This is a genomic window from Mycobacterium asiaticum, from assembly GCF_001673635.1.
GTDB lineage: Bacteria > Actinomycetota > Actinomycetes > Mycobacteriales > Mycobacteriaceae > Mycobacterium > Mycobacterium asiaticum_C.
Genome location: NZ_LZMH01000031.1, coordinates 17,281 through 43,033, shown reverse-complemented (window position 1 = coordinate 43,033; position 25,753 = coordinate 17,281). Strand labels below are relative to the sequence as shown.

8 protein-coding genes are annotated in these 25,753 nt (G+C 64.2%); 3 read left to right on the top strand and 5 right to left on the bottom strand.

Annotated features, from left to right (window positions below):
* The first annotated feature begins 16 nt into the window (after positions 1 to 16).
* Entirely contained in the window at positions 17 to 784 is a 768-nt protein-coding gene (locus tag A5645_RS07600; RefSeq protein ID WP_065129086.1) for a glycosyltransferase family protein, read from the top strand.
* Here A5645_RS07600 and A5645_RS07595 read toward each other — a convergent pair whose 3' ends face one another.
* A complete protein-coding gene (locus tag A5645_RS07595) occupies positions 785 to 2,122 on the bottom strand; it encodes a hypothetical protein (RefSeq protein ID WP_065129085.1) in 1,338 nt (445 codons plus the stop codon). It abuts the gene before it with no gap.
* Positions 2,123 to 2,231: 109 nt separating this feature from the next.
* On the opposite strand from A5645_RS07595, the gene A5645_RS07590 reads away from it, so the two are divergent.
* Entirely contained in the window at positions 2,232 to 3,989 is a 1,758-nt protein-coding gene (locus A5645_RS07590) for an AMP-binding protein (RefSeq protein ID WP_081288218.1), read from the top strand.
* Positions 3,990 to 4,038: 49 nt separating this feature from the next.
* Here the strand turns inward: A5645_RS07590 and A5645_RS07585 are convergent, their stop codons facing one another.
* The 4 genes from A5645_RS07585 to pks2 form a co-directional block, all read right to left on the bottom strand.
* Complete coding sequence (locus tag A5645_RS07585; RefSeq protein WP_081288217.1) at positions 4,039 to 7,545, bottom strand: MMPL/RND family transporter; 3,507 nt, start codon at positions 7,543 to 7,545, stop codon at positions 4,039 to 4,041.
* A 96-nt stretch (positions 7,546 to 7,641) separates the two neighbouring features.
* A complete protein-coding gene (locus A5645_RS07580; RefSeq protein ID WP_065129083.1) occupies positions 7,642 to 8,904 on the bottom strand; it encodes a glycosyltransferase in 1,263 nt (420 codons plus the stop codon).
* Positions 8,905 to 8,969: 65 nt separating this feature from the next.
* Entirely contained in the window at positions 8,970 to 10,382 is a 1,413-nt protein-coding gene (locus tag A5645_RS07575; protein ID WP_172830488.1) for a condensation domain-containing protein, read from the bottom strand.
* Between the two features lie 89 nt (positions 10,383 to 10,471).
* Positions 10,472 to 16,747, bottom strand: coding sequence for a sulfolipid-1 biosynthesis phthioceranic/hydroxyphthioceranic acid synthase (gene pks2 / locus A5645_RS07570; RefSeq protein ID WP_065129082.1), 6,276 nt, complete (start codon positions 16,745 to 16,747; stop codon positions 10,472 to 10,474).
* Positions 16,748 to 17,625: 878 nt separating this feature from the next.
* Here pks2 and A5645_RS26930 point away from each other — a divergent pair.
* The gene (locus A5645_RS26930; RefSeq protein ID WP_081288216.1) at positions 17,626 to 25,752 is read left to right on the top strand and encodes a type I polyketide synthase; all 8,127 of its coding nucleotides are present in this window, start codon (positions 17,626 to 17,628) and stop codon (positions 25,750 to 25,752) included.
* Position 25,753: the final 1 nt, after the last annotated feature.

The window sequence follows — 25,753 nt, the reverse complement described above, 5'->3', positions numbered from 1 at the left end:
ATGTACGGTGGCTAGCGTGTCGGTTCTGATCACCGTCCCGGTCTTCGGGCAGCACGAATACACCCATGCCCTGGTGGGTGACTTGGAGCGCGAGGGCGCCGACTACGTGATCATTGATAATCGCGGTGATTATCCGAGAATCGCCCAGGAGCGGGTGATCACGCCCGGTGAAAACCTGGGATGGGCGGGCGGCAGTGAACACGGGTTCGCAATTGCTTTCTCCGAAGGCTATTCCCATGCAATGACGTTGAATAACGACACCCGGATCTCGAAGGGTTTCGTCGCCGGCTTACTCGACCCGCGGCTGCCAGGCAACGCGGGGGTCGTGGGCCCGATGTTCGATCACGGTTACCCATACGCGACCGATGAGCAAAAGCCCGAGGCCGCCGACTACGTACCTCGCCCGCAGTACCGGGTGGTGCCGTCCGTAGAAGGAACTGCCCTGATGGTCTCCCGGGCTTGCTGGCAGGAGACCGGCGGCATGAATCTGGTCGACTTCAAGCAGTACGGCTGGGGCCCGGATCTCGATCTCTGTTTCCGGGCGCGCAACGCTGGATTTGGCGTCTATACGACAGAAATGGCTTACATCAACCACTTCGGACGCAGGACGGCCAATGCGCACTTCGGCGCCTGGCGTTATGAGCTGGGTGCGAACATCGCGATGCTGCAAGGGTTACGGCGCTTACACGGCCTGCGCGTGGCCGCAAACATCATGCGGCAGATTGGGATTGCGCACGACCGCAGTTCGCACAAGCCGCTGCGGTTGGAGACTTCGACAAGCTGATCAGCCGTGGATCTCTGCGGTTAAGTCGAATTCGGCGAGGGTGTGCAGCGCCGCTTCTCTCAGTTCCTGCCGGTCGGTGATCACACCGGGAAGGTAGGCATTGAGTGAAATCCACAATCTGCCGTGAATCCGCCCTGATACCACAAACAGCTGACCCCGCATCCGCTCCAGAACGCGCTTGCTGATCCCAGGCTCGACTAGCCGCCCAGCCGCGTAATCGGCGTCGGTGCCATCCGGCCGGTTGACCACCGGGTCCAGATCGCCCATATTCGAGCAGCCGATGGGGAGTTGTGCGCTTCCCATCCCCACGCCTGCTGTCCTGCGCGCCAACCACTTCGGAGCCATCGAGGTCAGCGGCAGCGTGGCCAACAACTCATCAGACGTGCCGCTCAGGTTGGTGAACGCCAGCTTCGCCTTGCCGCGCACCTCGGTCAGATCTTGGGTCAAGCCGGTTGGGTCGACGGAAGCGACAGGCAGCACCATTGCGTTTCCCCGGGTGTCGTCCTTGGTCCGATCGCTGATCGGCAGGGACAGGTTGACCGTCCCATCGGCGCACACCCGTCCGGCTCGCACACCGAGCCGGGCAGCGAAGCCTGCCAGCAGGGTATGGCTGTTGCCGCCAAGGCTATTGGCGCGTGCATCCCAGTCCACCAAGTCGATATAGGCGGTCACCGAGGGCACGACGACGGGGTGGTCGGGCTCGCCAGCCCGCCGAGAAGTCCGGCCGGAGGTGAAAGACGCGCCGACTTCCCTGCGGCGGTTGCGCACGACGCGTCCGGTCGCTGCCAGCGCGCGGGCCAGCTGCGGAGCCGAGGCGATGGTCAGGCGTCCATCCTCGACCATGCCACGCCGGCGCGTCCTTGAACCCGGGAACGGATACCCGAAGTGGTGCCTCCGACCGCGTGCCGCATCGGCGATTGCCTGCAGAAAACCCAGTCCGTCCACGACGGTGTGCGAAGCCGTCAGACACACCGCCGAGCCGCCGTCCGCCAGTGGCAGCACCCCAAGATGCCAACTGGGCCCGCGTTCTGGATCAATGGGAAGGCAAGCGCGCTCGTAGGCCCATGCGTTGACCTCGGAGCGCGGACGGGAAGCGGCTGCGACGTCCACGTCGCGGGGTCCCCGGCAGATGACCCAGCGATCGCGAGCGAACGGCAGGGGAGACTGTTCAACCCGTCGACCCAGCAGTCCATATCCAAGGTTTTCGTGAAATCGGCGTAGCTGGTCGAGGTTGACCGGGCGATCGTATATCCAGGTGAACTGGACCAACGCGCCGTAGCCAAGCGCCCGCACGCCGAGAAATGACACCTGATCCATATGCGCGAGCAGATTTTCCATTTCACACCAGCCTAGGTGACGTCTGCGGAGGGGCCGGTCGTGGTCGGTGTCACATCCCTGGGCCTACCTCGGCGTTCCCGCCTGAAAACGCGGCCACGTATGTAACCTGATGTCCGTGGTTGAGTCCTCCCTTCCCGCCGTGCTGCGCGAGCGCGCCAGCTTGCAGCCCAATGACCCGGCATTCACATATGTTGATTACGAGCAAGATTGGGACGGCGTCCGCACCACCCTGACGTGGGGACAGCTGTACCGGCGAGTGTCGAACCTGGCCGAAGAACTGAAGGCGCATGGTACTACGGGCGACCGGGCGCTCATCTTGGCGCCGCAGGGGCTCGAATACCTCGTTGGGTTCCTTGGTGCCATGCAGGCCGGACTGATCGCTGTTCCACTGTCCGTGCCCTACGGCGGCGCCCACGACGAGCGAACGCTCTCCGTTCTTGCCGACACGTCGCCCGCTGTGATCTTGACGACGTCCGCCGTCGTGGAGAACGTCCGAGAGGTGCTGCAGGCGGAGGGGACGTCCGACATACCCGCGACTGTCGAAATCGACCTGCTGGATCTGGATTCGCGAAGAAAACCATCGGGACCCCGGCCGCGGGCCGGGCGGGATGACCAGCCAGAATTCCTGTACCTGCAATACACCTCCGGATCGACCCGCACCCCTGCCGGCGTCATGGTCAACAACCGGAACGTTTTCGCCAATTACGAACAGATCATTGGTGACTTCTTCCGGGCCCGCGGTGGCGTCGCACCCCCGGGACTGACGATCGTGTCCTGGTTGCCCCTTTACCACGACATGGGCCTGCTGCTGGGCATCATCATGCCGATCTTGGGTGGCTTTACTACGGTGCTGTCCAGCCCGGTCGGGTTTCTGCAGCGCCCGGCCAGGTGGCTGCAACTCATCGCCGAGCATGAGTGCACGGTTTCGGCGGGCCCTAACTTCGCCTTCGACTTAGCGGTGCGCAAGACGTCGAGTGAAGACCTGTCCGGGCTCGATCTCAGTGGACTGCACAGCATTCTCAACGGCAGCGAGCGGGTGCAGCCGGCCACCCTCAAGCGATTCACGGACCGATTCGCGCCCTTCAACTTTCCGCCGGAGGCGCACCGGCCGGCCTACGGGATGGCAGAGGCAACGGTCTATATCGCCACCCGCGAACCGGGTGATCCGCCGGAGATCGGCTACTTCGACAGCGAGAAGTTGCCGGCCGGCACCGCGGTGCGGGTTGAGAGCGGTACCGGTACACCGTTGGTGAGCTACGGGGCGCCCGAATCGATGGAGGTCCGCATCGTCGACGCCGACACGAGTCGCGAGTGTCCCGAGGGCACCGTTGGCGAGATTTGGGTTCGTGGCGGTAACGTCGCGTCCGGTTATTGGTCGAAACCCGAAGAGACTCAACGAGTGTTCCAGGCGAAGATCGTCGATCCGAGTCCGGGGACCGCCGAGGGGCCGTGGCTGCGAACGGGGGATTCCGGGTTCTTCTCGGAGCGAGAACTTTTCATCATCGCCCGGATCAAGGATCTTCTGATTGTCTACGGCCGCAACCATTCCCCCGATGACATCGAAGCCACTATCCAAGAGATCACTTCTGGTCGATGCGCGGCCATCGCGGTATCCGATCGAGGCGTCGAGAAGCTGGTCGCGATCATCGAGATGAAGAAACGCGACAATGACGAGGACGCGTTGGACAAGCTGCGTGCCGTCCAACGTGAAGTGAAATCGGCAATCTCGAAGTCACATGGACTCACTGTGTCGGATCTGGTGCTGGTATCGCCGGGTTCGATCCCGATCACCACCAGTGGCAAGATCAGAAGGTCGCAATGCGTCGAGCTGTACCGCCAGGACGAGTTCACCCGCCTGGACGCATAGCGCCGATTCGCCCGGCCGGCTCGACACCGGCCGGGCATTCAACGTCAGCTCACTGCGGGTCGACTGCTTGGTCGGTGGCCGCGCCGTTGCCGTTGCTCTTTGCCGCGTTTTCCGCCGGTGCCGTCTTTGTCGCAACGACGACCGCACTGTGTGGAATGACGCTGTATCCGAACAGCGGCAGAGAGTGGCCCACGTAGGGGTCTACCTTCTTGCGCTTCTTCTTGCCACTGCCGTTGCGCGTGGCAATCGGACGGGACTCGGTCCACTGCAGGTCGTCCGTTAGCTGCTTCCGCACTCCGCTCAGGTCGAACAACGGAAGCGAGTGGCTCGGCTCGTAGTGACCTGCCCGAGCTTTCGTGGCCGAGCTTGCTCTTGGACGAGCTCCGCGCGCCCCCGGCCGGGGCTGCGGCTTTCTGGGCGGTGGTGGCGGCGGCGGCAGCAATTTCATTCTGATCAACTGACGTGAAATCTTTGCCCATACCTGCTGCGCTTTTCCGTTTGATCGCGATTTGCCCGAACCGTCCAGCTTGGAGGGCCACCAGTTCTTCTGCCCGATCATCGCGGCCAAGGCCGGAACGGTGACGGTACGGACCAGGAACGTGTCGATCACGATGCCGACACCGATGATGAAGCCGGCTTCCTGCATGGTGCTGATATTGGCAGTGAGCAGGCCGAACATCGATGCCGCGAAGATCAGACCCGCGGAAGTGATCACGCCGCCGGTGGACCCTACCGTGCGAATGACGCCGAATCGCACGCCGTGTGGCGACTCATCGCGTATTCGCGAGATGAGCAGCATGTTGTAATCCGCGCCGACCGCGACGAGCAGGATAAATGAAAGCCCGGGCAGGCTCCAGTGCAGTTCTTTGCCTAGCAGGAATTGGAATATGAGGACGCCAATTCCTAGTGCTGACAAATAAGAGAGCAGCACCGAGGCGATGAGGTACAGCGGCGCAACAATGGCGCGCAATAGGATCACCAAAATCAGGAACACAATGATGATGGTCGCGATGATGATGAAATTCATATCGCCGTTGTAGTAGTCGCGAGTGTCGCGAAGCCCCGTGGGAACCCCGGCTACTGCGATCCTCGCATCCGATATTTCGGTGTTCGGCGTCGCCTCTCGGGCGGCCTTTTCGATCGCGGTGATCTGGTCCATCGCGTCCGTGCTGAACGGATTGAGCGCACTTTGAATGAAGTATCGGGCGGCGTGGCCGTCTGGCGAGATGAAGATCTGCGCGCCCTTTTTGTACTCATCCCTGGTCATGATCTGTGGGGGAAGGTTGAAGCCCGCCATGTTCGGCTTTGAGGCATCATGCTTCATTTCCAGCAAGAAGGTGGACGCCTCGTTCAGACCGCTACCGATCTTCCTGGTCTGATCCACAAGTTCTTTGACGCCGAAGGCGATTGCCCGGCTTCCATCGGCAAGCGCGTTGGAGCCTTGCTGCGCTTGGGCCATCGTCGCTTGGAGATTCTTGATGGTCTTCAAAGCGTCGGAGGCCTGGGTGAGCGTCTGCTGGATCTTGGTCAACGTCTCGCCGATGGTGCGGGTCTGCTGAGTCGCTTGAAGATTCCGGGCCAGTGCCTTGATGGAAATGAGGGTCCCATCGTTGTCGGCCGCAACCATCGCCGCCAAGCCGGCGCGCGAACTCACACACCCCGGATCGATGTTGCAGTCCGGAGAGTTGTACAGCGCCCTCAGCATCGGGCCGGCCCACGCCGAAATATGCTCCGCGTTCGTCGTCGAGGCACTCAGGCTGTCGCCGAGGGCCTTCATCTGTCCGGTGTACCGTGCCCCTTGGTCCAGGGCAGCAATGGCGCGGTCACCGCCGATCATCTCCTCCATCGCGGTGAGTGCCGCGACCGTGCCGCTCAGGCTGGATACGGCACCGGTGACCTGATCGCGAAGCTGGGCAAGCGCATCGGCCAATTGGTTTGCGCCACCGACCAGTCTGTCCAGATCCCCGCCGTGATTCTCGATCTGAGTGGAGGCTTCGTCGAGCTTGCCGCCGACCTCACCGGCTTGCCACGACACCTTCATTTGTTCCAGCGGTTCCCCGTTCGGCCGCGTCAGCCCCCGCACCGTTGTGATACCGGGCACTTGGCTGACTCTATTGGCAATTTGCTCGAGATCGGCAAGGGCGCTGGGTGTCCGCAGGTCGTGTGATGACTGGACGAACAACATCATGGGTGTCATCTGGTTCATCGGGTAGTGGCGATTCATCGCCTCGTACCCCATCGAGCTTTCCACGTCCTCCGGCATCGACTTGAGGTCGTCGTAGTTGAAGCGAACGGCGCTGAGACACGCGGCGAGCGCGATGAGGACGACGAGACTCGCGGCCAGGTGAATGCGCGGCCGGCGCACGATGCGAATTCCGGAGCGCCGCCACAGTTTTCCGGTCAGCTCGCGGCGCGGTTTGATCCAGCCGCGTCGGCCGGCGAGCACCAGGACGGCGGGCAGGAAAGTGACCGCTGCCAAGAGCGCGACGACGATCGAGATGGAGATTGCCGGGCCAACAGCGCTGAAGACTTCCAGCTTCGTAAAGATCATCGCGAGGAATGTGACAGCCACGGTGGCGGCAGATGCAGCGATCACCTTGCCGATCGACATCAGCGCTTTCTTGACCGCCGTATCGGAGTCGTCGCCGTGCCGCAGGTAATCGTGGTACCGGCTGATCAGAAAGACGGCATAGTCCGTCCCCGCGCCCATCAAGACCGCGGTCATGAAGACCATGACCTGCAGGTTGGTGCCAAGGCCGAGTTCTGCGGCGCCCGATAAGACACCCTGCGCGGTGGCCACCGAAATCCCGATCGTCGCTAGCGGCACGAACATCGTGACCAGGTTGCGGTAGATGACGAGCAAAATGATGAACACACTGAGCACGGTGGCGATCTCGATGAAGTGGATATCCTCCTGCCCGATATCCGTAATGTCAGCCACGGTTGCCAGCGGTCCGCTGAGGTTGGCAGTCAACGTTGTTCCCGCGACGTTCTGTTTGACGATCGCCGCGACACGTTTGTAGGTCGCAAGGGTAGCCGGATCGTTCTGATCCCCAGGAACGTTGATCGGCAGGATCAGGGCTTTGCCGTCCTTGGCGACCAGCAGGTTCCGCGCCTCCTGGTCGTCCAGGGCGTTCTGGACCGACATTTTGTCTTGCGTGTCTTCGTTGAGCTTGCTGACGAGTTTGCGATACGTGGCTTCGTCGGCCGGTGTGAGACCCTTTTCATTGGTCAAGACGACCATCAGCAGGGAAGTTGGCGATGCCGCTGCGGCTGCCGGGCCGCTCTTGTCGTCCTTTGAACCGTCCGCTGGTGCGCTGAATGCTTTGGCCATCTCCCGAGATACGACCATTGTCGGGGCGTCGTCAGGAAAGGGCTGCGGCGGATGTTTCCCGGCCTGAACCTGAAGCGGCGGGAATGCCAGAGCTAATGCGATCGCTACCGCGATCCAGCCCCCGATGACCAGCAGTGGCCACTGCACCACGAATTGGCCTATGCGGTCGTAGATTCCCCCAGGCTTGGCCGATTCACTGGAACCAGAAGAACGGCTTGACACTCTATAAACCCTACAAGTTCGTTCCGGCCCCGGCCGGGTAATCGGTTGTCGCCCTCAATCGTGACGCTAGCGTTACATTTTGCCCGGTCATGAGCGCTATCCTGCGTCGCGCGCCGGTACAGCCTTGTCGCGCTCCCGGACTTTGTCCTCGATGAGGTCGGCCGCCTTTTGCACGCTGACGGCCGAAGGGGTCATCCGCTGTGCCATCTCCCGAGCGCGGTTGACGTACTTGGGCTCGAGGATCTTCTGCAGGTCTTTGAGCAGTGTTTTCTTGGTTGCTCCCGCGAAACGGCGTGCCTTGCCGATCTTGAGTTTGACCACCTGGGCCGCCCAGAGTGGCTGTTCGGCGCTGATCCAGAGAACCAATGTCGGGACACCGGCCTTCATACCCGCCGCCAGGGTGCCGGGGCCGCCATGGTGAACGACGGCGCGGCACTTGGGAAACACGGCGGCATGGTTGGCTTCGGCGACCAGTTTGACGTTGTCGGGTACCGGAATGTCCCCGAGATCGGTTACCCCGCCGCAAATCAGGGCTCGGGCGCCGAGTTCGGCGCAAACCTCGCTGATCAGGGCTACGGTGTTTTCCGGGGTTTCCACCCGCATGCTGCCGAACCCGAAGTAAATCGGGGGTGTGCCGGCGGCGATCCACTCCGCGACCTCGTCATCGGTGGACGTCGGCAATTCCAGCGTCAGCGCGCCGACAAACGGCCGCTTGTCGCCCCATTCTTCTTTCAGGCCCGGGAAGAAAACGTCTTCGTAGCCCTGAATCTCCAACCAGTCTTGTTGCCCAATGCGTTTGGCGGAGGAAACCCTTGTCGACGGCATGCCCAACGCGCGGCGCTGCTCATTTTCTGGGCCCTTGGTCATCAGCCAATACAGGCCGTATACCGCGCGCATAGCGGTGCGGGTGACCGGTGGCGGCAGCAGCGGAATCAGATGGCCGTGCACCCGTTGCGGAAAGTAGTGCAGTGCGGCCATCGGAATCTTCAGGTACTCGGCAACATTGGCCGGAACCCCTTGATAAGTCTGGCCGGCGACGATGATGTCTGCGCCCTCCGCCAGGGATACCAAGGTGGTGCCCATTTCGGCCCATCCCCGGGTGAGGTACTCGGCACCCGGACGCAGGACGCCAAGAGGATTACGGACCCGCCAGAAACTCCGGAAGATCTCTTCCTCTAACTGCGCATGCGAATCCGGGCCGTAGGCAACGGCTTTCAGGCCCGCCGACTCAACGAACGAAATCAGATTGGGCGGGACCGCCATCTGCACTTCGTGGCCCCGACGCTGGAGCTCTGCGCCGACTGCGGCACAAGGCTCCACGTCGCCGCGGGTGCCATGGACGGCGAGGACAGCTTTCATTGCCGGTATTCAACTCCGTAATAAGTATCGTCCGCGCGTTCGCGAACTTCGGTCCTACGGACCGCTTATTGCGCCACCCGAACCGGGGTGACCGCCAAAGTGCCGGCCACTACCCGCTGGAACACCGACTTCAACTGGTCGGTGAACCGCGTGACCGACTCCCGAGCGACCGGGTTATTCGGGTACGACACCATGATCGAGACCTCGTCGAACAAGCGGAACACCGTGGAGTACTTGTACGCCGGGCTGCGGCCGTCGGTGTATGCGCCCGCATTCACACCGTCCAATGCGGTAGCGACGATGCCGGAGAGGGGCGGCAGCCCCGCATCCATGTAGCTCATCATCGTGAACTGGGGTCCCGGCTTGCGCAGCCACGGCGCCAGTTCCAGCACGCGGTCGAACGGTACGTCCTTGCAGCTCATGTTCGCGTCGAACGATGCCTGAGCGGCGCGTGCGGTTTCTTCGAACGAGTTCGGGTCGATGGGAACGGTGAAAGGCACGATGCCGGTGAACCAGCCGACCGTCATGTACTCGGCCGGGGTCTTGCGCTTGTCGGTCGGCGTGAGCCCGTAGTAGGTGAGCTCGCCGGTCAGCTCGTAGTGAGCCAGCGCAGCGCAAGCGAACAGGCCACCACTGAACCGTGCATCCGCCTGCCGGCACATGGATTCGAACTTCGCCGTTTGATCGGCGGCCAGCAGCTGCTCCACCCGGATGTCGCCGCCGCACGCGATCGACTGGTCACCCAGGGGGAGTGGGAAGTCGGGCAGCGTGCCGCCGTTGGCTTCGGCGAACTCGACCCAGGTGCGCACCTCCGGCGACTCCAGGGTCATGGCCGCGATCGTCTCGCTCTCGCGGATGCAGAAGTCGTCGTAGCTTGCCGCGGGCGGCATGGTCATGGGCGCCCTGCCCTCGACCAGCGCGTTGTAGTTCATCACGATTTCGACGTACAACCCGGCAATCAGCATCGGGTCGCAGTGCAGGTGGTCCACGACCGCGTACAACGCGAAGCGGTCGTCGTACTGAACGATGCCGTACCGGAAGCAATCCCACTGCAACGGGTCGGGAGTGGCCAGCACGTGGGCTTCCCACTCGGGCTGCGTCATCGGTCCGTGCTTTTTGGCGACGAAGTTGATGTCGCGCGGATTCTGCAGGGTGTGGCGGACGATGTTGTCCGGGTCCTGGAAGTCGAACCAGCTGTGGTAGGTCCCGTGCCTGCGGAGGTGCGTGTTGATCACGTACGTCATAGCGCGAATGTCGCACCGGCCCGGTACTTCCCACGAGCCCATGATCGCGCGCGAGTAGTCGAGGCCCTTGTCCCGGAACTCGACGAATCCGCGGAGGTGACCCGCCTGCATGCAGCTGGCCGGCACCGAACTTGCCGGCGCCTGCTGCGCCTTCGCGAGGCAAGCGGGAGTCGGTTCCCAGGTGATGACTATTCCGTCACCCGGGTCCCAGTCGTAGGCGTTTCCCACCCTCATGCCGTCGTGCTCAGACCCTCCACCTATGAACACGTTTCCTCCTGTGTCTAGAGTCCTGCAGGACAGGTCATTTCGTCGTAGCGATTGCGTCATGTCGACGCACTTTCTTTTGGTGCCATTTTGTCGACGAGGTGATCGGCCAATCCTCGGACGGTCGTGATGTCGGCGGACGTGATGCGCACGCCAGTCTGAGCCTCGATGTGCGTGCGCAGCTCGAGATTACCAAGAGAGTCGAGCCCATATTCGGACAATGGATGATCTGGATCAATGTTTCGACGCAGGATCAGCCCAATCTGCTCGGCCAGCAGACGGCGCAACCGGCCGGGCCACTCCTCGATCGGCAGCTCCGCCAGTTCAGCGCGCAGTTTGCTTGACCCAGAACGCTTGTCGCCGGCGGTCTTGAACAGCTCCAGGAACTTGCTCCGCGCTGCGAAGGAAGCGATCCACGGTGTCCCGACCAGGGGGGTGTAGCCGGAGTATGGCCGGTCGTGCCGCAGCAGCGCCTCGAACGCGTAAGCGCCCTCGTCCGGAGCAATGGCGGCGCCGGTGCCTTCCGCGAAGTCCGCGCCTCGGCCGATCTCGCCCCAGGCTCCCCACGCAATGGCGGTGGCGGGCAAGCCTTGTGCGCGCCGCCAGTGCGTGAAGGCGTCCAGCCAGCTGTTGGCCGCGGCATAGGCGCCCTGACCCGGTGAGCCCAACAGCGCTGCAGCTGAGGAGAACGAGCAGAACCAGTCCAGCTCCGCCGAGGCGCACGCCTCGTGCAGGTTCCAGGCGCCGTAAACCTTTGGTGCCCAGTCACGCTCGATCAGCTCATCGGTGATGTTGGTCAGCACGGCGTCCTCGACCACCGCGGCGCCGTGCAGGACACCACGCAGCGGAAGTCCGGTCGCGGTCGCGGTGGCCACCAACTGGTGTGCGGTGTCGGCCTGGGCGATGTCGCCGCACGCCACTACGACGTCGGACCCGATCGAACGAATGAGTTCGATTGTCTCCAAAGACTTTCGCGACGGCTTGGACCGGGAGCTCAGCACGATACGACCCGCACCGGCCCCGGCCATCTTCTCGGCCAGGAAGAGTCCCAAGCCGCCCAGCCCGCCGGTGATGATGTACGAGCCGTCGCGGCGGAACACCGGTGCCTGCTCCGGCGGCAGCACCACACTGCTGCGACCCACCCGCGGGATGTCGAGGATCAGCTTGCCGGTGTGCTCTGCGGCGCTCATCACCCGGATCGCGGTTGCCGCCTCAGCCAGCGGGTAGTGCGTGGCCTCCGGCATCGGGAGCTTGCCCTCGGCCGTCAACCGGTAGACGGTGCTGAGGATTTCGCTGACCTGCTCCGGGTGGCTGACCGACATGACACCGAGATCAACACCCCAGAACGCCAGGTTGCGACGGAAGGGGAACAGGCCCAGCTTGGTGTCGCCGTAGATGTCCCGCTTGCCGATCTCAACGAAACGTCCGCTCAGGGCCAACAGCTTCAGGCCGGCGAGTTGGGCTGCTCCAGGGACGGAGTTCAGCACGATGTCGACGCCGTAGCCGTTGGTGTCGCGCCGGATCTGTTCGGCGAACTCGACGCTGCGCGAGTCGTAGACATGCTCGATGCCCATGTCGCGCAACAGTTGTCGACGCCGCTCACTGCCGGCGGTCGCGAAGATCTCGGCCCCTGCCAACCGGGCCATGGCGATAGCCGCTTGCCCCACGCCGCCAGTGCCCGAGTGGATCAGCACCTTGTCGCCGGCTTTCATGCGGGCCAAGTCGTTCAGGCCGTACCAAGCTGTGGCGTGCGCGGTGGTCACCGCGGCGGCCTGCGCGTCGGTCATCCCGTCCGGCAACTTGGTGGCAAGGCGGGCATCGCACGTGACGAAGGTGGCCCAGCAACCGAGCGGCGACATTCCGCCGACATGGTCTCCCACCTTGTGGTTGGTGACACCGGGACCGATCGCCGTGACCACGCCGGCAAAGTCGGTGCCAAGCGCCGGCAGGATCCCGTCGAGGCTCTGGTAGCGACCGAAGGCGTTCAGCACGTCGGCGAAGTTGATACTCGATGCGGTTACCGCAACCTCGATCTGCCCAGGGCCGGGAGGCACCCGGTCGAAGGCGGCGAACTCCATGGTCTGCAAGTCGCCTGGGGTACGGATCTGCATCCGGACCCCTTCACTTTCGTGAGCCGCGATCGTGGTCAGCCGCTCCTCGGGCCGCAGGGGCGAGGGGCACAGGCGAGCCGTGTACCACTCGTTGTTGCGCCACGCCGTCTCGTCTTCTTCGGTTCCCGCCAGCAGCAGTTGCCGCACCACCTGCTCGGCGTCGGTCTGCCCGTCGAAATCGATGTGGGTGGTGTGCAGGTGCGGGTGTTCGGCACCGATAACCCGCAGCAACCCGCGCAGCCCGCCTTGCTCCAGATTCGGCACATCGTCGGGGAGAACCTTCTGCGCGTCCCGGGTGACGACATACAGCCGAGGCGCCTCGCCCTCGGTCTCCGCCAGTGCGGACGCGATCCGGACCAGGTGGTGGACATATTCGCCGCCGAGGCGAGGGGAGTCGTTACCCGCTTCATCCTGCTGGGATCCGGTGAGAACCACCACCCCGTTGAAGCCGCCGCGATTCAATTGGTCGCGCAGCTGCTCGGACATGGCCGGGTGGTCGCCGTCGGTGTGCCACGCCAGCGTCGTCGACTCGGCATCATGCAGCTTCATCGAGTCCGTCAACGCCGCCGCCAGCAGATCGGCCGCGTCGGTTGTGCTGACGAACAGCCAGGATCCGGCATCGGTGGTGGCGACGTCGGGCAGCTGGCGTTGTTGCCATTCGATGGTCAGCAGCCGCTCGCCCAGCACCCGCGCCCGCTCGCCGCTAGCCGACACCCCGGTGCCCATCTGCAGTCCGCGAACCGTCAGGACTACCGCACCTTCCTTGTCCAGCAGGTCGAGGTCGGCCTCGACGGCGCCGCCGGTTGCCGAGGTCACCCGCGAGTAGCAGTACTTCGCGGTGTGCACCGGGCCGAAGGCGCGCAGCTCCCGAACGCCCAACGGCAACAGCAATCCACCGAGACTGGCGATCGCCACGCTGGGATGGGCCGCCACCGACTGGAAGCATGCGTCCAGCAGCGCCGGGTGCACGCCGTAGTTGGTCTGTTGGGTGCGGATGACACTGGGCAGCGAGATCTCGGCCAACACCGATGTGCCCGTTTCTTCGGCGGTGTGCGCGACTGCCAGGCCGGTGAACGCGGGCCCGTACTGAATACCGCACAGGTCGAGTGCATCGCGGAGGTCGCTGCCCTGAACGGGACTCGGGTGCAACGCTTGCAGGGCCTCGATGTCTTGCTTCGCCGGCGGCGTTTCGCTGCCGAGAGCCTGCAACACCGCTGATGCCCGGCGAGACGCAACGCCGTCCTCGTTCGTTTCGACGACGAAGTTGAGCGCGTCCGGGACCTCAGCGGTCGCGGTCAGGGTGACCTGGGTTTCCTCGTCGAGCATCAGCATCTGCTCGAAGCGAATGTCCTGCACCACGGATGCGTCGCCGAAGACGGTGCGGGCGGCGGCCAGCGCCATCTCGCAGTAGGCGGCGCCCGGCAAGGTCGCTGTGCCGTGGACCTGGTGGTCGGCGAGCCACGGTAGTGCCGCGGTGCCGATCTCGGCCTGCCAGACGTGGCGCTCGGGCTCCTCCGGCAAGCGCACGTGCTGACCCATCAGCGGGTGCACCGCAACACTGGCCCGCAAGGCGCGGGAGCTGTGACCGTCGCGGCTCAGCATCAGGGTCCGGTGGTTCCACACCGGAAGCGGCGCGTCGACAAGATGTCCGTTGGGGTACATCACTGAGAAGTCAACGGTCGCACCGGTGCTGAACAGGTCTCCGACGAAGCCGCGCAATCCGAACGGAACCGGCTGTTCGCGGCGCATGGCCGCCAGGGCTGCCGCCGTCATGTCGAGGCTGCGTGCGGTCTGGTCGACGGCGTGGGTAAGCAACGGGTGCGGCGACAACTCGCCGAAGACGCGATAGCCGTCTTCCAGCGCCGCCTGCACCGCCGCGGAGAACCGAACGGTGTGGCGCAGGTTGTCGACCCAGTAATTGGCGTCGCAGTAGGGCTCCTCGCGGGGATCGAAAGAGGTAGCCGAGTAGTACGGAATTTCGGGGGTCAACGGCTCGATGTCGGCCAGGACGTCGTACAGCTCGTCCAGAATCGGGTCGACCTGCGGCGAGTGCGACGCGACATCCACGGCCACCTCGCGCGCCATAACGTCGCGCTCTTCCCAGGCGGCCACCATGTCGCGGACGCTCTCGGGGGCGCCGCCGATCACGGTGGATTCGGGCGAGGCGACCACCGCGACCACCGCATCGTTGATGCCGCGGGCCATCAACTCCGAAAGCACTTGCTGGGCCGGCAGTTCCACGGATGCCATGGCGCCGGAACCGGAGATCTTGGTCATCAGCTTGGAGCGGCGGCAGATGACGCGCGTTCCGTCTTCCAGCGACAATGCGCCGGAGACAACGGCCGCGGCGCACTCACCCATCGAGTGGCCGATGACGGCAGCCGGGTGCACGCCGTGGGACTTCATAGTGGCAGCCAGCGCGACCTGCATGGCGAACAGCGTCGGCTGCACACGGTCGATGCCGGTCACCTTCTCGGCTGCGGTCATGGCTTCGGTCACCGAGAAACCGGACTCCGCGGCGATCAGCGGCTCGATTTCGGCGATGGTCGCTGCGAACACCGGCTCGTTGGCGAGCAGATCGGCACCCATCGCGGCCCACTGAGAGCCTTGGCCGGAGAACACCCACACGGGCGGACGTTGCTCTTGGCCGACAATTTCTGGGTACAGCGCCTCACCGTCAGCGACCTGGCGCAGCTCGGTCACCAGCTCTGAGGTGTTGTTCGCCAGCACGGTCGTCCGGACCGAGCGGTGCCCACGCCGACGCGCGAGGGTGTAAGCCAGATCGCGGGCCGCAAACTCCGTCGCGTGCGTCTCGATCCAGTCAGCCAGGCGGGCTGCGGTGTGGCGCAAACCACTTTCGGATGAGGCAGAGATCGGGATCAGCAGCGTCTCGTCAATGCTCGTGTTGGTGACCAGCCCGTTGGGGGAGGGCGGCAGCGGCGCTTGTTCGACGATGGCGTGGACGTTGGTGCCCGAAATTCCCCAGGCCGACACGGCTGCGCGCCGCGGTCCATCACCTGACACCGGCCACTGCGTGTTTTCGACCGGCAGGAACAGCTTGGTGTCGATCTGCGCCAACTCGTCCGACAGCTTTTCGAAGTGCAGGTTCTTCGGAACCACGCCGTGCTGAAGGGCGAGCACGGTCTTCATCAATCCCAGCGCGCCGGCGGCTGCCTGGGTGTGTCCGAAGTTGGTCTTGGAAGCGCCGATAGCGACCTTGTTGTCAAACGCGTAGACCTTGGAAAGGCTCGTGTATTCGATGGGGTCACCGACCGGCGTCCCGGTACCGTGCGCCTCGACCATGCCGACGCTGCTGGGCTCGACGCCCGCCGCCTCCAACGTCGTGCGGTACAACGCGACCTGCGCGTCGCCGGACGGCATGGTGATGTTCGGGGTGTGGCCATCTTGATTGGCGGCCGTGGCGCGCACAACCGCCAAGATCCGGTCGCCGTCGCGCTGCGCGTCCGCAAGCCGCTTGAATACCAGCAGCACGCAACCCTCGCCGGAGACGAATCCATCTGCCTTGGCGTCAAATGCGTGGCAATGGCCGGTGCCGGACAGCATGCCGCCCGCGGAAGCTGACGCCGACCGGCGCGGCTCCAACATCACGTTGACGCCGCCGGCGATCGTCATGTCGCTTTCGCCATCGCTCAAGCTGCGGCAAGCCTGGTGGATCGCAAACAGTCCGGACGAGCACGCGGTATCAATTGTCGATGCCGGTCCTTCGAGACCGAGCGCGTAGGAGATACGCCCGGAGGCCATGCTGAACAGCGACCCCGGATTTCCGTAGGGACCGTCGAAGGCATCCGAGGCCATCTGCACGAGCTGGTAGTCGGCGTAGTTCACGCCGATGAAGACACCGGTCTGCTTGGCGATGGTGTCCTTGGTCAGGCCGGCATGCTCGACTGCCTCCCACGCCGTTTCCAGCAGCAACCGGTGCTGCGGGTCCATCGTGGTGGCCTCTTTTTCGGAGATACCGAAAAACTCCGGGTCGAAGTCGCCCACGTCCGAGAGGAAGGAGCCCCACTTGCAGACCGATCGTCCAGGCACTCCCGGCTCGGGGTCGTAGTAGTAGTCGTTGTCCCAGCGGTCCGGCGGGATTTCTGTGACCAGATCGGCGCCACGCATCAACGCATCCCACAACAAGTCAGGAGAGTTGATGCCCCCCGGCATCCGGCAAGCCATCCCAATGACAGCGACCGGAGTGACGCCCGTCCTACCCACTAACCTTCACCTCTCTGCCTATCCACAAGTTCTTATCACCGCCGCACGCCGTTATCAGCGCTTCGAGAAATTTCGCCGGGCCGTATTGGCACTGCCACTCTGCAGCGCCGCGACCAGCTACCCATTGACCCCCGTACGAAGCAGCCTCGTGAACTTTGGTGCGAATCAAAGCGTAGCTGTTCTGCTGCACACGCGAGGAAAAATCGTGCGATCGTACAAAAATTTAACAAGCTGCCCTGACGTGGCCAAATACACCTGCTCCGGGGAACTGTGACGCGGACCACCCCGCTGCCGCGTCACCGTCACTTCGGGTGATTCTGCACGTGATCCGGCATGGCAATACACGGCTGTCCCAGGTGAGCGACGCGTCGTGGCAGGGTGAGAAAAAGGGAAAATGTGGGTTGCTTGGTGAGCCCGTGGCGGCCGAATTAAACAGAATGTAATAGGGGAGGGCTCCGGAGTCGAGTTTGCTCGGCCCCGAAGCGAGCCGTCCCCTCGCTTCTTCGCTCGCCGCCACTTGGCCGGCGTTCGCTCGCTACGGTCACGCACCCAGTTAGGTCATGTTAAGCGGTAGGGAAGGGGTTCGTGGGCGAATTCGGGATATTGGGATTTTTGCCATTCCTGCTCCAACTGCTGCCCATCGGAACCCCCGGCGCCGGACCCTGACGTCCGCCCGCAACCCGGATGATCAGCGCCGTCTGGCGGGCAGCTTACGTCCAGAATCGTGAGTGCGGGTGCCGTTGAATTGCGGGCGGCATACAGCGCGTCAACTGGGTGGAGAGCTCGCCGAACGGGGGGCTTCTGACTCCCTGCGCGGGGTCGGAAATCAGATTCTGCTTTGCTCACGCGGGGTCTACCCATCACGGTATCGTCGACGCGTGCTCGAACCCTCCGTGCCCGCTGTACTGCGGAAACACGCCCGCCAGCGGCCTGATGAGACAGCTTTCACCTTCATTGACTACGAGAAGGATCCGGCCGGTGTTGCCGAAAGCTTGACGTGGTCACAGCTGTATCGACGCACACTCAACGTCGCCCAAGCACTCCGTGCCTGCGGGTCGACGGGCGACCGCGCGGTGGTCCTGGCACCGCAGGGAATGCACTACATCGTCGCCTTCCTTGGTGCCATGGAGGCGGGCCAGATCGCGGTACCGCTGTCGGCGCCACAGGGCGGCGCCAGTGACGAGCGAGCCAGTTCGGTCCTGCAGGACGCGGCGCCGACCGCGATCCTGACGACATCCTCGGTGGCGGCCAGCGTTGTCGAGTGCATCGAGCCCGGCGAGGTCGTGCCGACCGTAATCGAGCTTGATTTGCTGGACTTGGATGCAGACGTCACACCTGCGGTCGAGCTCGAAGATCGGCCAGAAGTTGCGTATTTGCAATACACCTCGGGGTCGACCCGCACCCCGGCAGGTGTCGTCATCTCGCACAAGAACATGCTGGTCAACACCGAGCAGATCATCGCTAGCTATTACCGCGAAGACGGCGGGATAGCTCCGCCGGACACCACCGTCGTGTCGTGGCTGCCGTTTTTCCACGACATGGGTTTGATTGTGGGCATTGGCATTCCGATCGTCGGCGGCTTTCGCGGTGTGCTCACCAGTCCACCCGCCTTCTTGCAGCGGCCGGCTCGCTGGATGCAGTTGCTGGCCACCGCGAGCAGCCCGTTCACCGCGGGGCCCAACATTGCTTTCGAGCTGGCCGCGGCCAAGACCTCCGATGACGACCTGGCCGGCCTCGACCTGGCGCACGTCCGCAACATTCTCAATGGCGCGGAACGCGTTCAGCCCGCCACGCTCAAACGCTTTGCCAAGCGATTCGCCCGTTTCAATCTCGCGGAACGGGTTTTGCGGCCCTCATACGGGCTGGCCGAAGCCACCGTGTATGTGGCAACCCGCGAACCGGCGGAACCGCCGGCAATTGTGTACTTCGAGTCCGAGGAACTGACCGCTGGCCACGCGAAGCCGTGCGCGAGCGCACAAGGTACGCCGCTGGTCAGCTACGGCGTGCCGCAGTCGCCGATCGTGCGCATCGTCGACCCCGAGACAAATATCGAGTGCCCGGCCGGCACGATCGGGGAGATCTGGACGCTGGGTGACAACGTCGCTGACGGCTATTGGCAGAAGCCGGAAGAATCCGCACGCACATTCGGTGCGACGATTGTTGATCCCTCGCCCGAGACGCCCGAAGGACCCTGGCTGCGGACCGGAGACCTCGGCTTTTTCTCCGGCGGCGAGATGTTCATCATCGGCCGGATCAAAGATCTCCTTATTGTCTATGGGCGCAACCACTCTCCCGACGACATCGAAGCCACGATCCAAGAGATCACCGCGGGCCGTTGCGTGGCAATCGCGGTCGCGGATGACGACGGCGTCGAGAAGCTGGTCACCATCGTCGAGCTCAAGGTCCGCGCCGATTCCGAAGAGGCGGCCGCGGAACGGATCAGCGTCGCCAAGCGTGAACTGACCGCGGCCATTTCGAAAACGCACGGTCTCAGCGTCGCGGATCTCGTTCTGGTGGCACCGCACTCGATTCCGCTGACCACCAGCGGCAAGGTCAGACGTCGAGAATGCCTGCAGCGATACCGTCGCGGCGAGTTTGCTCGCATCGACACGCAGCTTCGCCGGCCAAAGCAGCCCAGTGCCAACGAAACCGGCTCGCAACTCGGGGACGACTCGGCGTTGGCACAACGCCTGCGCGGCCTCCGTCAACAAGAGCAAGAACTTCTGGTCGGCGTGGTGTGCGAGCAGGCGGCGGCGGTACTGGGCCGGGCCAACGCTGCGGAGATCGACCCGGAAAGCGCGTTTCAGGATCTGGGCTTTGACTCGGTGAAAGCCACCGAGCTATTGGATCGGCTGAAATCGGTTACCGAACTGGATCTGCCGCCCACGCTGGCCTTCGACTATCCCACTCCCGCCGCGCTGAGCAACCATCTGGGACAGCTGCTCGGCGGGTCGGCAACGGCGACTACGCAGGTGGTTGCGCAGGCCGGGTCGGACGAGCCGGTCGCCGTGATCGGGATGGCGTGCCGCTTCCCCGGAGGAGTCAATTCGGCTGCGGCGCTCTGGGATCTGGTTGCCACCGGCACCGACGCAATGGGAGCCTTTCCGACCGATCGCGGCTGGAATCTCGCCGAACTGTTCGATCCCGATCCTGACGCGGTGGGCAAGACCTACACCCGGACCGGGGGATTCCTGGCAGATGCGGCCGGGTTCGACGCGGAGTTCTTCGGTATTTCGCCGCGGGAAGCTCAAACCATGGACCCCCAGCAGCGGACACTGCTCGAGGTGTGCTGGGAAGCGTTGGAAACCGCACGGATTGACCCCTCCAGCTTGCTGCGCTCGGAAACCGGAGTGTTCGTCGGGGCGTGGTCACAGCCCTACGGCGCGGCCGCTAGCGACGGCGTCGAGGGATACGCCCTGACCGGTCTTTCCACCAGCGTGGCATCCGGGCGGGTCGCGTATGCGTTGGGTTTGCAGGGACCAGCCATCACCGTCGACACCGCGTGCTCGTCGTCGCTGGTGGCAACGCATCTGGCGTGTCAGTCGCTGCGGAACGGGGAAAGCAGCCTTGCCCTGGCCGGCGGCGTGACCGTGATGACCTCACCGATGGTGTTCACCGAATTTGCCCGGCAGCGTGGATTGGCGGTCGACGGGCGTTGCAAAGCATTCGCCGCCGCGGCTGACGGCACCGGCTGGGGAGAAGGGGCTGCGGTGCTGGTCCTGGAACGGCTCAGCGATGCGCAACGCAACAACCACCCCGTGTTGGCGGTGATCGCGGGATCTGCGATCAACCAAGACGGCGCCTCTAACGGGTTGACCGCTCCCAATGGACCTGCCCAACAAAGCGTCATCCGCCAGGCCGGAGCTAACGCCGGCGTCGGGCCCGCCCAGGTCGACGTCGTCGAGGCGCACGGCACCGGTACCGCCCTCGGCGATCCCATCGAGGCGGGGGCGCTGCTGGCCACCTACGGCGCCGACCGCGATCCGGACCGACCGTTGTGGCTCGGTTCGATCAAATCCAATATCGGCCATACCCAGGCCGCGGCCGGTGCGGCCGGCCTGATCAAGATGGTCGAGGCGCTCAACCACGATCTGCTGCCGCCCACGTTGCACGTCGACCAGCCCAGCCCGCATATCGACTGGTCGGGCGGGGTGGTGCGGTTGCTCACCGAAGCGGTGCCGTGGCCGGCAGCCGGCCACCCCCGCACGGCGGCGGTGTCCTCATTCGGGATCAGCGGGACCAACGCGCATGTCATCGTCCAGCAGGCTCCGGCGCCGCCCGAGGTGACTGCGAATCAGGCAGCGCCGGCGACCGCGCAAGCAGAGGAGCGGCCGCCGATACTGCTGTGGCCGATCTCGGCGCGCAGTTCTCGTGCCCTGGCCGGTCAAGCACACCGGTTGGGCGAGCATCTGCGTTCTCATCCCGACGTCGGGTTGGCCGACGTGGCTTACAGTTTGGCGACAACCCGCGCGCATCACCCCTACCGGGCCACCGTCACCGCCAACCCGGAAAACGAAGATGCACGCCACGATCTCCTCGATGCCTTAGATGCGCTGACCGCAGATCAGCCGCACCCGAGCTTGACCCGACACCACGGCGCTACGCATCAGTTGCCCGCCGACACCGTGTTTGTCTTTCCAGGCCAAGGTGCCCAGTACCCCGGCATGGCATTGCAGCTTTACCAGCGCCACCGCGGCTTTGCGCGCAGCCTCGACGCCTGTGATGAGGCGTTGCGCCCCTTCACCGGTTGGTCGGTGCGTGACGTCATCTTGCAGGACCCGGCGGCGCCGTCCTTGGAGCGGGTGGATGTGGTCCAGCCGGTTTTGTTCGCGATCATGGTGTCCTTGGCAGAAACGCTGGGCTCCTTGGGCATCGTGCCGGATGCCGTCATCGGGCATTCCCAAGGCGAGATCGCCGCTGCCTACATTGCCGGCGCCTTGTCGCTGGACCAGGCCGCCAAGATCGCGGCGCTGCGCAGTAAGGCGCTGACCGGGCTCTCGGGCCGCGGCGGCATGGCGTCGATCGTGCTGCCCGCAACGGAAGTTCGCGCTCGGCTGCAGGCGTGCAACGGTGCCGTCAGCATCGCCGCGATCAACGGGCCCTCGCACACTATCGTCAGTGGTGACCCGGCGGCGCTCGAGCAGCTCACCGCTGCCTGCGAGCGAGACAACATTCAAATACGCTCCATCGCGGTCGATTACGCGTCGCACTGCGAACAGGTGCAGCAATTGCGTGACCACCTGCTGCAAGAGCTGGGTGAAGTTGCCGCGCAGCCCGCACGTATCCCGCTGTATTCCACGGTGGAAAGCGCGCTGTCGGGCCAGCCGCTCGACACCACGACGATGAACGCCGATTACTGGTACCGGAATCTGCGCGAGCCGGTTCGGTTCTACGACAATGTCGCCGAACTGCTGGGCCGGCGTGAGCATCTTTTCGTGGAGCTCTCTCCGCACCCCGTGTTAGCCGCGGCGATCACCGACACATTGGCCAGTACCGCCGATCGCGCCGGCTCCGCGGTCATTGCCACACTGCATCGGGAGCGGGCCGACCTCGACGCCGTGGCCACCACGCTGGCGCACTTGCACAATCACGGCAAATCCCCGTCCTGGCAGAGTCTTTACCCCGGCGCCAACGTTGTTGCCTTGCCTACCTACGCATTCCAACACCGCTCCTACTGGATGACACCCCATTCCCCGGAGACCACCGGCGGCGCGGCCGACGATGCGCTCTGGAAGGCCGTTGATGACGGCGCCGTCGAAGCGTTCACGGAATTACTGGGGCTGAGCGACGTTCCAGACGGCGACTCGGTGGAAGCCGTGATGCGCGCGCTGCGCCACTGGCGCTCGGAATCCGATGTGCGGTCGGCGGCGAACAGTCTGCGATATCAGGTCGCTTGGCGGGTGGTTCGCCCCGACACCTTTCCGCAGGCTCGTCGTCGCTGGCTGGTCGTAGCCTTTCCGGAACAGGCCAACGGCGCGTGGGTTACCGGTCTTGCCACTCGGTACGCAGATGCGGTGGACGTGCACACCGTCGACCCGAGTGAGCTCGGCAGGGAATCGTTGTCCGCGCTCTTGAAGGCGGCTACGGCGCGGGCTCAGTTCGACGGCGTCATCTCGTTTTTGGCCACAGATGAGCGGGCGCACCCGACGCTGCCCGGCACATCTGTCGGATTGCTTTCGACACTCCTGCTTGCGCAAGCCCATTGCGACTCCGGTCTGGGAATTCCGTTGTGGGTGGCCACTCAGGGTGCGGTTTCGGTATCCACGGATGACGATCCCGCGAGCCCGCTCCAGTCCGCCGTCTGGGGGCTTGGACAGTCTGTGTGCCTCGAGCATCCCGACCAGTGGGGCGGTTTGGTAGATCTGCCGGCTGTCGCCGCGCAGCGTGACATCGAGACCTTGTACGCCATTTTGAGCTGCGAGCAGTCGGAGGACCAACTCGCGATACGGCCGCACTCGGTGAGCGCGCGCCGCCTGGTGCAGGCGCCGCTGCCGTTGCAACGTATTGAACGAGCCAGCAGTTGGAAACCGTCCGGACCGGCTTTGGTGACCGGTGGGACGGGGCGCCTGGGTAAACACATCGTCGGTTGGCTTGCCGATGCCGGCGCCAATCCTATTGTCCTGATGAGTCGTAACGCCGCCGATCATCCGCAAACGGCCGAACTGGCGAAGCAGCTGCACGAGCGTGGCGTGGATGTCAAGGGGCTGTCGGTTGATGTGAGCGATCAGTCCGCGTTGGCGGCCGCGGTCGCCGCCGTTCGCAGCGAGTACGGATCTGTGCAGACCGTCGTACATGCCGCCGCGGCAATCGGGTGGAACACCATTGCCGACACATCGGCTGAAGAACTGGCGGACAGCTACGCCGCCAAGGCGGTTGGAGCCGACAACCTGGCGAGCGTGCTCGCGGACGATCCGCCCGCAACGTTCATCCTGTTCTCTTCCGGAGCAGCGACTTGGGGCGGTGCACAACAAGGCGCGTATGCGGCCGCGAACGCTCATCTCGAAGCGCTGGCCACGCGTCTGCGTAGCAACGGCTGGGGCGCGGTCGCGGCGGCCTTCGGTCTTTGGGCGGATGAAACCAGCAGCATGCCGTCCGAGGTTGTCGACATCTTCCAGCGGATCGGCCTCAACCCGATCCGGCCCGAAATCGCTTTGGCCGCAGTGCAACAGGCCATCGAGGCAGACGACACCCTGATCACCCTTGCCGACATTTCCTGGGACAAATTCATTCCGGCGTTCACCGTCCGTCGTTTGCACCCACTGTTGACCGAACTGGCGTCACGCTCGGGCACCGCCGCCACGAGCGATGGAACACCGGCTTTGGCCGACTCGGGGCTACGGGAAAAGCTGGCTGGCCGAACAGCAGAAGAGCGACTTGGGATCCTGACCGAGGTGGTGGCAAGCGCCACCGCAACGGTGTTGGCCCATCGCGACCCGGATGCACTCGACACTGACGTGGCGTTCAAAGACCTCGGAATCGACTCCCTCACCGCCTTGGAACTACGCAATGCGCTCAGCGCCCAAACCGGGCTGACGCTGCCCGCCACCTTGGTGTTCGAACATCCCACACCCACCTCGCTCGCCCGCCATCTAGCGGGCTTACTGACCGAGACGTCGGTTGAACGGGAGCAGCCGGCGGTGCCGGTCCGCTCAGGTAGCCTTGCGCCGCTCGACAATCGACTGGCCTACCTCGACCAGGCGTCTTTCCTCGCGACCCGAGCGGTGCACGGCGCGTTGATCCAAGTGACGTGGATCTACGATCGCGGCGCCGACATCGAAGGGTTGCGGCGCTTTCACCGGAACCTCGGCTCCGGGTTGTTCGGGCGCCTGATCGAGCGGTCTCCGTTGCCGTTCGCGCGCGATCGCTGGGTGCTGGCGCCCAACTCCCCGAAACTGGATATCGAAGCGACGCCGCGAGCGCGTAACGACGTGAGCGAGTGGGCCGACGAACGGGCGCGATTGGCCATCGATCCGGAGTGGGGCCCGGGCTGGCATCTCGGGGTGCTTCCGCTCACCGATGGCGGAACTGCGGTGAGCCTGGTGGTCTCGCATACGGTTGTCGACGCGATTGCTTTCGGTCAAGCGATAGCCGACGCGGCCGAGGGCAGGACGCACGACTTGGGTTATCCGCCCCGGGGGACGCGTCCTCGCGGACGGGCGCTGCGGGAGGACTTCCGGCAAACCGCCAAAGAACTTCCGCACATCGGGCGGGCGTTGGCCGCGGTGGCGCGACGGGCTCGGCGCGACCGCAAGGAACTCACGTCGACGATCAAAGCGGCGCCGCCTCCGCCGAGAACTGGCGGCGAGGATCCGAGGATCGAGATGCCGGCGCTGACTGCCTACGTCAAGCTCAGCGACTGGGATGCACTCGCGAAACAACTTGGCGCAAGCAGCCATTCGCTAGTCGCGGGGGTCGCCTGCCGGCTCGCTGTGCGGGTGGGGCGAGTCAACGATGACGGAGCGGTGACGCTGCGGCTGGTGGCAAATCTGCGGGACAACGGCGATATCCGTGGCAATGCCATCACCGCTATCGACATCGGCGTGGACCCGACGAATGCGGCGACCGACCTTCGCGACATCCACCTCAAAATCACGCAGACGATTCTGGAAGCGATCGACAACTCGGACAACGAGTGGTTGGCGCCGTTGCCGTTGACCGCGTTGACGCCAAAGCGAGTCGCGCGGAAGCTGGCTGGGGTGGCTGCGGGAGGCGCGACCCTTCCGGTCACCGTGTCCAACATCGGTGACCTACCGCCGGCGGTGAATCGGCCCGACGGCACCGACGCCGACGAAGCGCACATGAGGCCCTTTGAACCGGGCATGAAGAAAAGCACCCTCGAGGGGATGGGTGGCCAATTGTTGCTGGTCTCGGGGCGGGACCGGGACAAGATCTTCATCCGGATCTCGGCCTATCTGCTCGGCCAGTCAAATACGAAAGATGATCTACGAGAGACGATTTCGAGTACATTCGCCGAATTCGGCCTGGACCCGCAGATCGACTGGTAGT